The sequence below is a fragment of the Rhizobium sp. BR 317 genome (genome assembly GCF_047445835.1).
GTDB lineage: Bacteria > Pseudomonadota > Alphaproteobacteria > Rhizobiales > Rhizobiaceae > Rhizobium > Rhizobium paranaense.
Genome location: NZ_JARWLB010000020.1, coordinates 45,377 through 58,813, shown reverse-complemented (window position 1 = coordinate 58,813; position 13,437 = coordinate 45,377). Strand labels below are relative to the sequence as shown.

Here is a 13,437-nt window from a genome sequence, read left to right as displayed (position 1 = left end):
AACAATCTTCAGCTTCATTCGAAGGAGTAGACGAATGGCATATTCCATCAATTTCACTGTGAATGGTGAGCGGCGACTAGTTGAAATCGAGGATCCGCGTGTGACGCTTCTCGATTTGTTGCGCAACCATCTGCACCTGACAGGTGCAAAGAAGGGTTGTGACCGCGGCCAATGCGGGGCCTGCACGGTTCTGGTCAACGGACGCCGCATCAACTCGTGCCTGGCGCTGGCGGTGGCTATGGACAACACCGAAGTTCTCACGATCGAGGGCGTTGCCGGCGACGGCCGGCTTCACCCCGTTCAAGAAGCTTTCATTGCGCATGACGGTCTGCAATGCGGGTTCTGCACTCCTGGCCAGATCATGAGTGCTATTGGCCTGATAAATGAGGGACAGGCTGGCGACGACCCCGAACGGATTCGCGAATGTATGAGCGGAAATCTCTGTAGATGCGGAGCCTATCTCGGCATCACACAAGCGATACAGGAGGCTCAGAATAGCCTCTCCGGCACAGACCGCAGGAGTGCGGCATGAACCGGTTTGAATATCTGCGCCCCAATTCTGTTTCGGAGGCGGTTGCCGCGGCATCTGAACCCGGCTCCGCGTATCTCGCCGGAGGAACGAACCTGCTTGATCTGATGAAGGCAGGAATTGACCGGCCGACACGGGTGGTCGATGTGACGCGCCTTCCGGACCTCGACCACATCGAACGCCGCGACGACGGCACGTTGAGGATAGGTGCGCTTGTGCGGAATGCGACGCTGGCGCACGACCAGGATTTCGTTCGAAGCTATCCGTCGGTGGCTGAGGCGCTGCTGTCCGGCGCCTCGGCGCAATTGCGCAATGCGGCGACGGTCGGCGGCAACATCATGCAGCGCTCGCGGAATGTCTTCCATGCGGCACTTGCAAGCGTCTCCGATGCCCCGGCTATCGACGCCGCCGAGGACGACGGCAGATACAGTGCTATCCTGGGCTGGAGCAAGGCCTGCAGCGCAGTTCACCCCTCCGATTTCTGTGTTCCGCTTGTCGCGCTGGACGCACTGGTCGAAGTTGAGGGGCAGACTGGCAGACGCGAAGTGTCGCTCGAGAGCTTCTATCATTTGCCAAAGGACTCGCCAGAAATAGCAACGGTGCTTCAACCGGGCGACCTTATCACCGCTGTCACCCTTCCTGCGCGAGCGGGGGCATTTTCAGCAAACGCCTCTTATCTGAAGCTCCGTGAACGCACCTCTTATGCTTTCGCATTGGTGTCTGCCGTAGCCTGCCTCGACATCGAAGATGGCAAGATTGCGGAAGCCCGCATCGCTCTTGGGGGGGTCGCACCCAAGCCGTGGCGCGCGCGTTCCGCCGAGGACGTTCTCAAAGGAGCGGTGCCCAGCGAAGCTGCGTTTCGTCGTGCCGCGGAGGTCGCGTTGGCTGACGCGCGGCCCAGTCGCGACAACGCGTTCAAGATTGAACTTTCGAGGCGCGTCGTCCTGCGCGTCCTGTTGTCCGCCGCAAGCGGAAGCCCGGAAAGGCTTCCACCACTTCCCTCATCGCCGTTCTCAACCACTCCGGGAGTGCACCAATGACGCATGAATACGGATTTGTCGGCTCGACTCCTCATATTCGCCACGGCTCCAACTCCGGCCAGCCGCTGACACGGCGGGAAGGCGTACTCAAGGTCACTGGCGCTGCGCGGTATGCTGCGGATTGTTATCCCGAGGGGATGCTCTATGCAGTGATCGCGGAAAGCACGATCGCGCGCGGTCTCGTAACCTCGCTCTCGCTGGGGGCTGCGAAGGCACATGCGGGCGTCGTGGAGGTGATGACGCCGGAGAACCGGCCACCGCTTGCGGCGGATCCCAATGTCAGGCCGAATCCTTTCATGATGCGGCTCGATGTGCTTCAAAACAACGTCGTTCGCTTCGCAAGGCAACCCGTCGCAGTCGTTATTGGCGAGACTTTCGAGGCTGCGACTGAAGGGGCGATGCTGCTTGCGCCGCGCTACCAGGCCGAACTCCCGCGGATTGATCTGGACAATGTCGAGAGTTTTGTGCCGAAGGTCATCCGGGTGGCGAGCCCGCCCGAACAAGGCACGGGCGATATCGAGGCCGGGCTTGCCGCCGGCGCCACTCATGTCGACGTCAGGTACGAAACCCCCGACCAATACCACAATCCAATGGAGCCCCACGCGGTGGTGGCGGTCTGGGAAGGCGACAGGCTGTCGATCGACATGCCGACCCAGAACCCGGCATTCACCCGTTCACAACTCGCCTATATGTTTGGCCTTCCTGCCGAGAACATCTCAATCCGCAGCCCGCTTGTGGGCGGAGGTTTTGGAGGCAAGGGGATGTTGACCGGCCCCACCGTCCTCGGAATCCTGGCCGCGCGTCTCGTCAACAGGCCAGTCAAACTGGTACTGCGCCGCGATCAGATGTATGGCCCCGTGGGTCACCGGGCGGCAACGCGTCAGCGGTTGCGCCTCAGCATGGACGGTGACGGAAGACTGACTGCGCTGAGCCATGACACCCTTACAGCAACCAGTTCGTTTGACGAATTCATAGAGCCTGCTGGGGATGCCTCACACGTGCTGTATGCGTCCCCCGCGGTTTCGGTCACCCACAGGGCGGTGCGACAAGATCAGGGCACACCAATTTTCATGCGGGCTCCTGGTGAGGCGCCCGGCTCGGCCGCGCTCGAATCTGCGATAGACGAGCTGGCCTGGTCGCGACGCATCGATCCTCTGGATTTCCGGCTTCGCAATTATTCGGAGGTCGAGCCGCTACATCACATGCCGTTCTCCTCGAAGGAATTGCGAGAATGCTACGCTCAAGGGGCGGAGCGCTTCGGCTGGTCGAAGCGCCCGCTTGAACCGAGACAAATGCGTGACGACTGTGGTTTCCTGGTCGGCTGGGGGATGGGGACCGCAACCTTCCCCGCGATCACGTTCCAGGCGGCTGCCCGAGCTGTACTTCAAAGCGACGGCACAGGAATCATCGAAATTGGATCGGCGGATATGGGGCAGGGTTCCCTGACGGCGCTTGCCCAGATAGGCGCAGACAGCCTTGGGCTTGACGTCGAACAGATCGAGTTCCGCGCCGGCACGTCCGATCTTCCCGATGGGGGGATTGAGGGCGCCTCCGCTCACACTGCGACTGCCGGTTCAGCAATCAGCTCGGCTGGAGCGGACGCCATCGCGAAACTGGCGGCCCTGGCGACGGTGGATCAGAACTCGCCTCTCTTCGGTGCGGGTAACACCGGCCTCATCGCGCGCGGTGGCCGACTCTTTCGCCGGGACGACGAAAGCCGAAGTGAGAGTTACGCGGAAATACTGGCTCGCGCAGGGACCAGCGCCGTTGAGGGTAACGGCAAATGCGGCCCGAACCCGGCCGCGCAGTCTTATTCAATGCACTCGCATGGCGCCGTATTCGCAGAGGTTAAGGTCGACCCCGACCTCGGTCAAATTCGCGTCACGCGGCTTGTTGGGGCCTTTGCTGCAGGACGCGTGATTAATCCCCGGATGGTACGCAGCCAGTATTACGGTGGCATGATCTGGGGGCTTTCCTTCGCTTTGCAGGAGGAGGCTGTCATTGATCGACGGACGGGCCTCGTCGTGAACGCTGATCTCGCGGAGTATCGAATTCCAGTCAACGCGGACGTGCCTTCACTCGAGGCGATCATCGTCGAAGAGCACGACCCGCACGTGAATGCTCTGGGCACGAAAGGCGTTGGCGAAATCGGCATCACCGGTACGGTGGGTGCCATCGCCAACGCCATCTGGCACGCCACGGGTGTCCGCGTCCGTCGGTTCCCCATCCGGATCGAAGATATCATGTTTCCGCCAGGCACAGAGGCCTAAGATTTCCATAGCGTGTACGAACTGCTGCGGCAGCCGGCACTCCAACCGAACGAATGAGAATGTCCATGACCATGCCAGCTTTCAAACCCACCGCGCGTCCAATTCCATCGAACGCGGTGCCGACAAGTGAACTCAAGAAATTCGTTCCGCACTTGTCCATCGCCGAACGCGACCGACGATGGTCGAGGACCAGAAGCCGAATGATGTTTGCCGAACTGGACGCCTTGGTGTTCCTTGGCAACGACATCTATTTCGGCATGGGGATGGCCAATCTCCGGTACATGTTTCAGCTGGACGCCCAGCTTGGCGGTGACGCACTGTTTCCCGCAACCAGCGATCCTGTGGTCTGGACCGGCATCATTCACATGAACAGGCCCTTTAACGCCTTCGCGTCCATGCAGGATTGGGTTGGAGATGTTCGTGGGCKGGCGGGCTTGGGTGCGATTGTCGAGGAAATCCGGGCTCGCGGACTGGAGCAGGGGCGTATTKGGATTGTCGGATTTTCCTCCACTATTCAGCGGACACCGACCCTGCTTCACAGAGAGGTTGAGGGACTGAAAACGCTCCTGCCGGGCGCCACCTTTGTGGAAGCGAGCTGGCTGATCGAGGAGTTGCGCGTCGTCAAAAGCGAAGAAGAGATCGAAATGCTTCGCGGGGCAGGACGCATTGCGCGCAAAGCTGTGGATGCGCTGATTGAAACCGCGCGGCCAGGCGTGCCCGAGGCAGTGGTATACGCTGAGATGATAAAGGCGCAGATCGCCAACGGGGCCGAACCGAACATTTTCAATCTTTGGGCGGCCGGACCGGTTGATCACCCGGAAGACGAGCTCTGGCATCTGCTGCATGGGTCGGACCAGCCGATCGCTCCCACAATGCGTCCGCTGGAAACAGGGGATATCATCATTTCGGAGCTTCACACGAAGTACGGCGGATACCGCTGCCATACGGAATACACCGTCTATCTCGGCAAGCAGGCTCCGAAGGAATTGCTGCGCATCTGGGATGTTGCCGTCGAATGTTTGCATGCGAGCAAAGCCGCACTGACAACGGGCCGCACGATTGGTGAGGCAGTGGCGATGATACGCAAGCCAGCCGAGCGGGCCGGGCTGGACTGGGTCGAGCTTGGCTTCCACGCGATGGGAACCGCCTCGCCAGAGCATCCCAGCGTCGTCTATCCTGGCGGATTTGGGGTGAACGCTGTCAACGGTGCGCACGTCTCGGAGATGGAACTTCAGGAGGGCATGGCGTTTGGCAACAACATCAACCTCCATGATGCCAACTGGAAGGTCGACGTCGGGGTCATGCTGGCGGACTTCATGGTCGTCCGCGACAAGGAGGCGGAGCTTCTCGTGAACACGCCGCTTGAGCTGGCGCAAATTGCATAAGTTCCGACCGCAAGACGGGTTCGACACACAAGGAGAAACAATGAACACTACCGACCACCCTTCGAGGCTTGGACCTTATGCAGGGAGCGACGAGCGCGTCGATGCGGCGTTTGCCGTGATACACGGCCGTGGCGGCGAGATCCTGAACATCCACAAAACCCTTTGCCATTCGCCGGGAATGTTTCGCGCGATGGCGACCTATGCTGCCGCACTCCGAAGCGAGTCGGCAATAGCCGCTCAGATCCGACAGTTGGTGGTGCTCCGCGTCTGCCAATTGAATAGCGGCGCATATGAGTGGAGTGTGCATGTCGGCGTGACGACGAAAATGGGCGTATCCATGGCCAAGATCGAAGCGCTCCGCAACTGGATCGAATCTGATCTCTATTCCGACGAGGAGCGCGCGGCTCTCGCATTTGCGGATCAAACGTCCGCCAATACCGGCGTCAATGAAGAGACGTTCCAGACGGCTCTGAAAATCTTTGGCGCGCGGGGCGTCGTCGATCTGGCGGCCCTGGTTTCCTGGTATGTGGGAAATACGCGTTTTGCGACCGCCCTCGAAATCGTGCCGGACGGACCCGGCGTGCTCGAATAGCGGCTATGAGACGATCACGCCGCCGGCGGCCTCGATGGCATCCGGCGTGTCGACATCTATCAAAGCGCCGTCGCCGATCTCCACGTCGACAACCGGCAGATCGAAAGCCCTGATTAGCGCACGCGCGCCTTTGTCACCTGTCAGGCCTTTCAGTTCACCAAAAAGCGCCTTAGGAAACACGACGGGGTTACCGGGCATTCCCAGGCCCATGGCCCGAATAATGGATCTTCCACCATCTGCTCGAAACATCGAAATCAGTAAATCGAGGTCCGGAACGGTCAGAGCCGGCATGTCTGCAAGAACGATCATGACACCGTCAGGCTCCTCGGCCTCTGCAGCCGAAACACCAAGCCATTCCCGAGGCGAATGAAGCGTTGTGGACGAGCTTAACGGGAAGATCCGCAATCCTCCGCTGAATGTCGGAATGCCGGTATCCGGTGACCACGATCACCGACCGCGCCGCGCTCGTAGTCGATGTCAGCGTCGAGCGGCGGACGAGCGGCATGCCCTGGAACGTGGAGAGCAGCTTATGCGCGCCATTCGCCCCCATGCGGCTTGATCGACCTGCCGCAAGCAGAACGATCGATACGGAAAGCTGATCTGATCGTGCAGGTGATCCGTGCTCTTCCTCGGTCATCCGTATATAGCCAATCGGCAAGCCACGACATCGGCCATGACAGACAAGGCCAATGAATACGCATCGCGCGTCGGTCCGAATATCCCGATCGGCGCCTTGATGCGAGCAATATCATCATTGCTATAGCCGAGTTCTTTCAGGCGCTCGACACGTTTCCGATGCGTGCGCGTGCTTCCGAGCGCTCCCACGTAGAAAGCTGGCGAACCCAGAACCCTCCGTAGGAGCGACTCCTCGCGGTCGAGATCGTGGTGCAGGAACAGGATTGCCGTATAGGTATCGATCTGCCGGACGATGTCTCGCCCGAACTCGCCGTTCTCGTATACAAGAACGTCAAATTGCGAGGCTGCGGCCAGGCAAGCAACGGCACTTGCCTCCACCGTATGGCCGGAGATAACAACGCGTGTGCGCGGACGGTAGTTCGTCAGGAAATCTCCGCCCTGCCAGCCTGCCCGCTCCGGAGGCTCCATGAATTGAAGCGACTGCCGCTCACGGCAATAGCGCAGACCCGCTGGCCGGCGTTCATCGATACGACGGAGGACTTCTTCGATCGGCCCGCCATCTTTCAGCAAATGGAGGGCGATGGTGATACCGCCGCCGCAAGGAAGTACGATGTCGAAGAACGGCGAGCCGTCGCCAAACGTCACGATCCTGTCGCAGCCCTTCACCAGGGCGAGAAGCGCTTCGCAAGCGACTGCCGCTTCGACACAGCCCCCCGACACATAGCCACAGAACCGCCCGTCCGCTGCCACGACCATATGCGACCCCAGCGCGCGCGCAGCCCCACCGCGGATCTCGACGAGTGTCGCCAGAACGACGTCGCTGCCCGCTTTCAAGCAGGCGCTGGCAAATCCCAAGATCTCGATTGTATCGTCGGTGGTCAACGCCCTTACAGGTGCCGGCGTCAAAACGTCACTTGTGTCCTCGTCCATCTCGTTTCCCGTCGGATCGTCGGTTTCGATGTCCGACTCGGCTGCAGAACCGGGCCGGAACGCTGGATGCTTCCCGAACCAGAAATCTTCAGAAACGCCGCCCTTATGGCTGACTTCGCTACGCCGCATTGTTGCCGTTCCAGCGCGAGTGGCTCCAGGATGAGCGGCCTCGACAGGCTTCTACACGCCTAGTCTAATGCGAGCGACCTCTGCCGAAAAGTGCCGGGCCATGATACTAACTTTCGCCCCGCGCTAGCCTGCCATCGATGCGTGGAAGACCAGATCTTCAATTGGCTGTCGCTCACTGGGAATTTCCTGGCTTCGAAGCTGAGGGACGAGTATCGAAGGATCGCCCAGCTTGCCGACTGCTGCGACGGCATTGATCGTGTGGCCGTCAGGAACTTTCAGAGCTTCCGCCAATCTCCCTCGGTCGAAGCCGCCGATACAATGGGTGTGCCATCCAAGAAGACTGGCCTGTTGGGCAAATGACATCCACGCTGCGCCTGTATCAAAGACGTGGGATCGAGATTCCATCGTCAGGCCATCGCGTTCCAGCGTTTTCTTAGATATGAAAGCGACCATCGCTGCTGCCCGAAATGCCCAGTCGCGATTGACCTCAAAGAGGCATCCGAGAAAATCTTCCCAGGCAGGTCCGCCCCGTCTTGAATAGACGAACCGCCATGGTTGCGCGTTGTGTGATGAGGGGGCCCATCGGGCCGCCTCGAACATCGTCATTAGTTCCTTTTCCGCAATCGGCTCTTCAGAGAAAGCGCGGGGCGACCAGCGCTCCAGGAAAAGCGGGGATACCTCGTAGGAGCTGACTCGTGGCGTCAGCCCCTTGTAGGCGCCATCGTGATACAGAAGCGGACTGGCTCCCGAGACGCCGCCGCCCACAACCTCGCCGATGAAGATCGTATGTGTTTCCCCATCCGTTTCGCTCACCAGTTCGCATTCCAGATGCGCTGCAGCTTGGTCAAGGATTGGCGTTCCTCGCCATCCGAAACGGTGCGCGACATCCTCAAACCGGTTTTCAGATTTGCTGGAGAAGCGCTCTCCGAGATCCTTCTGATGGTCAGCCAGAATGTTGACAACAAAATTCCTGCTACCGGAAATMAATGAGTGACTGCGAGTGGAGCGATTGACCACGATCAGTATCCGCGGCGGGCTGGCCGAAACGCTGCTGATGGCCGTCGCCGTCATGCCGTGCAATTGTCCCTCATGTGACGTCGTTATGACACCGACGCTCGAAGCGACGTGTMGCATTAAAGTGCGGAACAGTCCGACATCGATCGGCGTGATTCTTTCATGGATCATAGTTTCTCCTCCCAGGTTAGGCGGACGAGGGCTGAGACCTGCGAAATCGCGAGTTTCAGCAGTGCTTGCCGCAAACAGCCAGTGATTGGAGACAATATCCAATACCGGTTCTAAAACTATGATATGTCCGTTTTTTAATTAGTCAAGTCACGTCCGCCGCCGGCGGAAGCGCCGGTCGCAAACTTCGCGTTAAGCTGTTGCGCCCCTCATTCCGTCCAGGAGCAGCGCGATCATGCTCTTCAGCTCGCTAAGCCCGGCTTCGACATCCGGCTGGTCGGTTGATATCCAGATCCGCACTGCGGCAAACATGAGGAGAAAAATAGTACGCGCGCTCAACGTCGCGTCCATGTACGGCCTGATCTCTCCCCTTTCACGTGCCTGCACAATCATTACCTTGACGTCGTTCAGGGTTTCGCCGCGGACGCGGTGGAATTCCCGCGCATGGAGTGAGTTGGTGTGGAATACGTTTTCGCGAAGGAGCACGCGGAACAGGCCGGGCTCCTTTGCATAGGCAGTGTAAGCTGGCCTGAAATAACCGGTCAGCGCATCGAGAAGATTGCCTTCCTTCTTTGCTTCCTCCCTGCACTTGGCGATCAGCGATGGCATCCCTGCATTAAACACGAGCAGCACCAGTTCGCTCTTGGTCTCCGCGTATGAGCTGAGTGTCCCCAGCGCAACCCGTGCTTCTTTCGCGACGTCCCGTAGTGTAGTCGCATCGTAGCCGACGTCCGCGAACTGCCGGCGCGCCGCCAAAAAGATCCGTTCCAGCTTTTCGACCTTGTTCTGTTCTCGCAGGCCAAACCGTTCAGAATCGATCCCGAGCAAATCCCGAAGGCGATAAATATCGAGGCCATCGCTGTCTTCAATGTTGATGTCGTCGTCTACCGGTTCCTCTCGAGGGACCTGTTTTACAGCTTTCATGGACTTTACTAACCTTCATCTTATGCGGCCCGGAACCACGCCATCAAGTACGATCCGGACTGCCATTTTAGAGCCATCGGTGGTGAAGGCAACTATAGCACAATCTTTCGTACTGCGCCCAACAAAAACTTGACAAGTCATGAAATCGTACACGTTATAGAATTTCCGAGGCCGTGGAATCGAGGGAGGCGGTTGCTTTGGTTGTGGAGAGAATTGACTATGCGGCGGGCAGCGTCGTCGGCCGTGGCGCGCTCGTGTGGAATGACAAGATCGAACGGCCGCGTCCGCTTCTTTTGGTTATGCCAAACTGGCTGGGAGTGACCGAGGCTGCGATCGCCCGGGCAGCACGGATGGCCGGCGACGATTATATCGCTTTCGTGGGTTGCATGTATGGCCTGGGCAAGACCTGCGATGGACCGCCTACGTCGAAAGCGTGGGTGGAGGAGATTGCCTCAGATCCGGCAGAACGCAGAACGCGGGTAAATGCAGCCCTCGACTCATTGGTCGCCGAGGCTACCAGGCGTGGAATCGGAGATCCCTCGAAAACGGCTGCGATTGGCTTTTGCTTTGGTGGCGCCAATGTACTGGAACTGGCGCGGAGCGGAGCCGACATCGACGCGGTTGTTTGCGTCCACGGGGATCTCGCAGGAGCGCTGCCAGCGCGCAAAGGCGACATCAAAGCCGCCTTGTTCATATTACACGGGACGAAAGATCCGGTGGCACCCAAGGCTGACCGCGATGCATTGGAGGCGGAGCTCGACGCCGCGGAAGCCAAATGGCAAATGCTCAACTTCGGTGGGCTGCTCCACGCTTTCGCCGAAGAGGGGATTAACGTTCCCGGTATTGGCGTTTACGACCCCGGCGCCGCACGCCAGACCTACAAGATGATTGACGACTTCATCGGCAATGTGTTCGCAAACCGGATTTGAGATTCTTTTTGCGACCTAGCATCGCGCGTTGTCCAGACAGCGCGTTCGACGGATCCCATCGACCTGCAGAAAAGTACGGGTCGCCCGTACAATGTTCGATTCTTCAGCGGGTCCTGAGCAAGTACCTTTCATCACAATCGACAAGGAGAAGAGTGATGTTGTTGTTAACAGCCGCGAATGGCAACCAAGGAAAACTACTGCTGCCGCGGCTCCTTAAGGATGGCTTCAATGTGCGAGCCTGCACCCGGTCCGAAAGCTCCGCTGACGCTATTCGCGCTCTGGGTGTCAAGGAGGTGATCGTCGGAGACATTGCCGAACCGGATATCCTGGAGCGAGCCGTTGAAGGCGTAAGTCGGGTCTATCACATCGGGCCATCTGCTCATCCTCGCGAGCGCGAGATGGGGCTTCGTATGGTGGATGCCGCGCGCCAGGCTGGCGTCCGACATTTCGTGTTCAGTTCGGTTCTTCACCCTATTATATCGGACCTGGTGCAGCATGAGATCAAGCGCGACATAGAAGAACACCTGTTGTCTTCCGGACTGGAATTCACAGTTCTCCAACCGACTAACTACATGGTGCCGTGGCGGTTTCTGCCTGCCTTCAGAGACGGCGTGTTCCGGTTGTTCTGGTCGCTCGATCGGCGGCAGTCGATGATCGATCTACGCGACATTGTTGATGTTGCGGCGCGCGTGCTCGGCGAGGGCGAGCGCCACTATGGTGCAACCTACGAACTGAGCGGCGAAGGGCGATTTACGGCGCATGAGATCGGTGCGGTGATCTCCCACGTCGTGGGGCGCGAGATCCGCGTCGAGGAAGTGAACTCTGAAGACTATCGCAAAGGTCTGTTCGGAGATGGTGACCGGAGCAGGTTTGCTCATCAGGACCGGGTTCTGAAGAGCATTAGCGACCACTATTCAAATCACGATTTTGTCGGAAACCCCAACGTTTTGACCTGGCTTCTCGGGCGAAAACCGAGGTCCCTCGAGGAATTCATTCGCGGTCAATTCGAGGCATATCGAATGGGCTAGTCTGACATCTGTTTCGCCGATGAGAGCCTGTGCCGCAGATCGGGCGGGTAGACATTGGACTGACACGAATTGCCGCAATCTGATAGGGAGGGTATCTTTCAAACCCTCCCTCTCTTCGCATCGGTCGCGACAGGAGGGGATCAATCGCGAGCGGGCGGACAAATACCGGAAGGGCGGATATGGTGGGCTTGTGGCTTCGAACTCAGGGGCGGCAAGGAGGCGGGCAGCGCCTTCATCAACAATCTCAAACTTCTTTACCACGTGGCAAATATCGGCGATGCCCGCCGTCTCGCTATCCACCCTGCGACAACGGCCCACTCGCAACTGACCCTGGAGGAACAGATCGCGAGCGGGTGTCGGACGGTTATGTGAAGCTCTCAATCGGCCTCGAACTCGATGATATTCTTCTTGATATCGAACAGAGCCTCACGACCGTGGCTTCAATCTGAGCCGCCGGCGGATTCAGCGGCTACCAATCCCATTGGAGGAACCACGATGACATTCCGGTTCAAAGACATATTCAATGGCACGCAATCAGCGCTACGCAACGCACCGACAAAAGCGGTCGCCGTCTTCTCGACGCAATCGCGCCAGGGCGACGGCGTCGACAGCAGCGTCCAGGCGTGGCAGTTCACGGTCAAGGTGGATGAGCCCGCAGCCCTTGGCGGCAACGACCCGCCCCCCAAATCGCGTTGAATATATTCTGGCCGCGCTTGGATCATGTCAGGAGATTACCGACAGGCTTACGCGGACGCCCTCGGCGTCCCGTCAATGGCGTTTCGGTCAAGCTCGATGGCGAAATCGATCTGCGCGCTCTTTTCACTGCGGACAATTCAGTCCGCCCAGGATTTCGAAACATTACCGGCACTGTGACAATCGATAGCCCTGCCACGGAAGAACGGCTGCGAAGGCTGAAAAAGATCGTTGATCAGCATTGCCCCGTGCTCGATATCCTGTGGAACTCGGTCCCTGTGACACTGGGCCTGCAACATGAGCCGTTGCGTGAAGCGATATCCGCCGAATAACGCGCCTGCGACCAGGAGGGCAGGGGGCCGCAGGCCTCGGATTGACCTCGCCCCAAGCCCATCTAGAATCGTTCGTCGCGAAGCTGGGGCGATGTCGAACCGCCCTCCTGTCAGAGAGCAGCCCTCAAGAAGCGGTAGAACTCCCAGGCCATAACGCTGCCGCAGGCGGTGCTTGCCATCACACGCGTTTTGGCTCCTCGCCAGCACCCTAATGCCATGCCCGGATCGACAGAACAACGCAATGCGGGTGTCAGCGGCGTGAGTGTTTCTGTATGTCGCGCTGCCACGCTACGACGGCGGCGATCTTTAGCCTTGATCGGGCCGTTGTTGCCGCCTGGGCAGAACCCCGACATTCCGTTGCGCGTCAAGGAGCTCGCCAATGGGAAACGCGGTTTTGTACTTGACCTGTTTAAGAGCGAAGCTTGAACGAATATTGGCAACACCCGGTGTTTTAGAGAGTTTCTCGACAATGAAATGCTGAAGCGCCCCGACATCGGATACCACGACACGCAACATATAGTCTGAATCGCCGGTCATCAGATAGCACTCCATCACCTCCGAAAAAGTCTGGATCGCGGCTTCAAATCGTTCCAGTTGGACTTCCGCCTGCCTCTCCAGTGTTACCTGAATGAAAACGCTGATGTTGGCGCCAACGCTATGTGGATCAAGCAAGGTGACGCGCCGGGCTATTACACCGGAAGTCTCAAGCGCACGGACGCGGACGAGGCACGGCGATGGAGATAGTCCGACGCGCTGAGCCAGTTCGACATTCGACAGGCTGGCGTCTTCCTGCAATTCGATCAAAATTTTCACGTCGATCGTATCCATGCGGATCCTC

General features: G+C 58.9%; 15 protein-coding genes and 1 pseudogene. 10 read left to right on the top strand and 6 right to left on the bottom strand.

Annotation, left to right across the window (positions count from 1 at the left end):
- Positions 1–34 precede the first annotated feature (34 nt).
- The 5 genes from QD357_RS25455 (at position 35) to QD357_RS25435 (ending at position 5,816) form a co-directional block, all read left to right on the top strand.
- Positions 35–532 (top strand): (2Fe-2S)-binding protein, encoded by a 498-nt coding sequence (locus QD357_RS25455; RefSeq protein ID WP_414125283.1) that lies wholly within the window; start codon positions 35–37, stop codon positions 530–532.
- Complete coding sequence (locus QD357_RS25450; RefSeq protein ID WP_183940661.1) at positions 529–1,569, top strand: FAD binding domain-containing protein; 1,041 nt, start codon at positions 529–531, stop codon at positions 1,567–1,569. Before QD357_RS25455 ends, QD357_RS25450 begins: the two co-directional genes overlap by 4 nt.
- On the top strand, positions 1,566–3,839 hold the full coding sequence (locus QD357_RS25445; RefSeq protein WP_414125282.1) for a xanthine dehydrogenase family protein molybdopterin-binding subunit: 2,274 nt from the start codon (positions 1,566–1,568) through the stop codon (positions 3,837–3,839). The genes QD357_RS25450 and QD357_RS25445 overlap by 4 nt, the downstream gene beginning before the upstream one ends.
- 65 nt (positions 3,840–3,904) lie before the next feature.
- Positions 3,905–5,224, top strand: a complete 1,320-nt coding sequence (locus QD357_RS25440; protein ID WP_414125281.1) for a M24 family metallopeptidase — start codon at positions 3,905–3,907, stop codon at positions 5,222–5,224.
- A 40-nt stretch (positions 5,225–5,264) separates the two neighbouring features.
- Positions 5,265–5,816: a carboxymuconolactone decarboxylase family protein gene (locus QD357_RS25435; protein ID WP_414125280.1), complete on the top strand. Its 552-nt coding sequence runs from the start codon at positions 5,265–5,267 to the stop codon at positions 5,814–5,816.
- 3 nt (positions 5,817–5,819) lie between these two features.
- Here the strand turns inward: QD357_RS25435 and QD357_RS25430 are convergent, their stop codons facing one another.
- From QD357_RS25430 to QD357_RS25410, 5 genes are all read right to left on the bottom strand, one after another.
- Positions 5,820–6,125: a nucleotidyltransferase family protein gene (locus QD357_RS25430; RefSeq protein ID WP_414125279.1), complete on the bottom strand. Its 306-nt coding sequence runs from the start codon at positions 6,123–6,125 to the stop codon at positions 5,820–5,822.
- A gap of 7 nt (positions 6,126–6,132) precedes the next feature.
- A complete protein-coding gene (locus QD357_RS25425) occupies positions 6,133–6,453 on the bottom strand; it encodes a nucleotidyltransferase family protein (protein WP_414125278.1) in 321 nt (106 codons plus the stop codon).
- Positions 6,450–7,382, bottom strand: coding sequence for an XdhC family protein (locus QD357_RS25420; protein ID WP_414125320.1), 933 nt, complete (start codon positions 7,380–7,382; stop codon positions 6,450–6,452). Before QD357_RS25420 ends, QD357_RS25425 begins: the two co-directional genes overlap by 4 nt.
- 252 nt (positions 7,383–7,634) lie before the next feature.
- Positions 7,635–8,696: a flavin reductase gene (locus QD357_RS25415; RefSeq protein ID WP_414125277.1), complete on the bottom strand. Its 1,062-nt coding sequence runs from the start codon at positions 8,694–8,696 to the stop codon at positions 7,635–7,637.
- A gap of 189 nt (positions 8,697–8,885) precedes the next feature.
- The gene (locus QD357_RS25410) at positions 8,886–9,617 is read right to left on the bottom strand and encodes a TetR/AcrR family transcriptional regulator (RefSeq protein ID WP_183940649.1); all 732 of its coding nucleotides are present in this window, start codon (positions 9,615–9,617) and stop codon (positions 8,886–8,888) included.
- A 203-nt stretch (positions 9,618–9,820) separates the two neighbouring features.
- On the opposite strand from QD357_RS25410, the gene QD357_RS25405 reads away from it, so the two are divergent.
- From QD357_RS25405 to QD357_RS25385, 5 genes and pseudogenes are all read left to right on the top strand, one after another.
- Complete coding sequence (locus QD357_RS25405) at positions 9,821–10,546, top strand: dienelactone hydrolase family protein (protein ID WP_414125319.1); 726 nt, start codon at positions 9,821–9,823, stop codon at positions 10,544–10,546.
- 155 nt (positions 10,547–10,701) lie between these two features.
- The gene (locus QD357_RS25400) at positions 10,702–11,574 is read left to right on the top strand and encodes an SDR family oxidoreductase (protein ID WP_183940645.1); all 873 of its coding nucleotides are present in this window, start codon (positions 10,702–10,704) and stop codon (positions 11,572–11,574) included.
- A gap of 118 nt (positions 11,575–11,692) precedes the next feature.
- Positions 11,693–12,023: pseudogene (locus tag QD357_RS25395) on the top strand (PLP-dependent transferase); the annotation flags it as partial.
- Between the two features lie 46 nt (positions 12,024–12,069).
- Positions 12,070–12,270, top strand: coding sequence for a hypothetical protein (locus tag QD357_RS25390; RefSeq protein WP_414125276.1), 201 nt, complete (start codon positions 12,070–12,072; stop codon positions 12,268–12,270).
- Complete coding sequence (locus QD357_RS25385; protein WP_414125275.1) at positions 12,267–12,599, top strand: OsmC family protein; 333 nt, start codon at positions 12,267–12,269, stop codon at positions 12,597–12,599. Before QD357_RS25390 ends, QD357_RS25385 begins: the two co-directional genes overlap by 4 nt.
- 306 nt (positions 12,600–12,905) lie before the next feature.
- Here QD357_RS25385 and QD357_RS25380 read toward each other — a convergent pair whose 3' ends face one another.
- Positions 12,906–13,427: an Lrp/AsnC family transcriptional regulator gene (locus QD357_RS25380; RefSeq protein WP_414125274.1), complete on the bottom strand. Its 522-nt coding sequence runs from the start codon at positions 13,425–13,427 to the stop codon at positions 12,906–12,908.
- Positions 13,428–13,437 lie beyond the last annotated feature (10 nt).

Coding starts and splice junctions, on each gene's coding strand:
- QD357_RS25455 (WP_414125283.1), top strand. CDS start 35: ATGGCATATTCCATCAATTTCACTGTGAATGGTGAGCGGCGACTAGTT.
- QD357_RS25410 (WP_183940649.1), bottom strand. CDS start 9,617: ATGAAAGCTGTAAAACAGGTCCCTCGAGAGGAACCGGTAGACGACGAC.
- QD357_RS25390 (WP_414125276.1), top strand. CDS start 12,070: ATGACATTCCGGTTCAAAGACATATTCAATGGCACGCAATCAGCGCTA.
- QD357_RS25425 (WP_414125278.1), bottom strand. CDS start 6,453: ATGACCGAGGAAGAGCACGGATCACCTGCACGATCAGATCAGCTTTCC.
- QD357_RS25435 (WP_414125280.1), top strand. CDS start 5,265: ATGAACACTACCGACCACCCTTCGAGGCTTGGACCTTATGCAGGGAGC.
- QD357_RS25445 (WP_414125282.1), top strand. CDS start 1,566: ATGACGCATGAATACGGATTTGTCGGCTCGACTCCTCATATTCGCCAC.
- QD357_RS25380 (WP_414125274.1), bottom strand. CDS start 13,427: ATGGATACGATCGACGTGAAAATTTTGATCGAATTGCAGGAAGACGCC.
- QD357_RS25400 (WP_183940645.1), top strand. CDS start 10,702: ATGTTGTTGTTAACAGCCGCGAATGGCAACCAAGGAAAACTACTGCTG.
- QD357_RS25430 (WP_414125279.1), bottom strand. CDS start 6,125: ATGATCGTTCTTGCAGACATGCCGGCTCTGACCGTTCCGGACCTCGAT.
- QD357_RS25450 (WP_183940661.1), top strand. CDS start 529: ATGAACCGGTTTGAATATCTGCGCCCCAATTCTGTTTCGGAGGCGGTT.
- QD357_RS25420 (WP_414125320.1), bottom strand. CDS start 7,382: ATGGACGAGGACACAAGTGACGTTTTGACGCCGGCACCTGTAAGGGCG.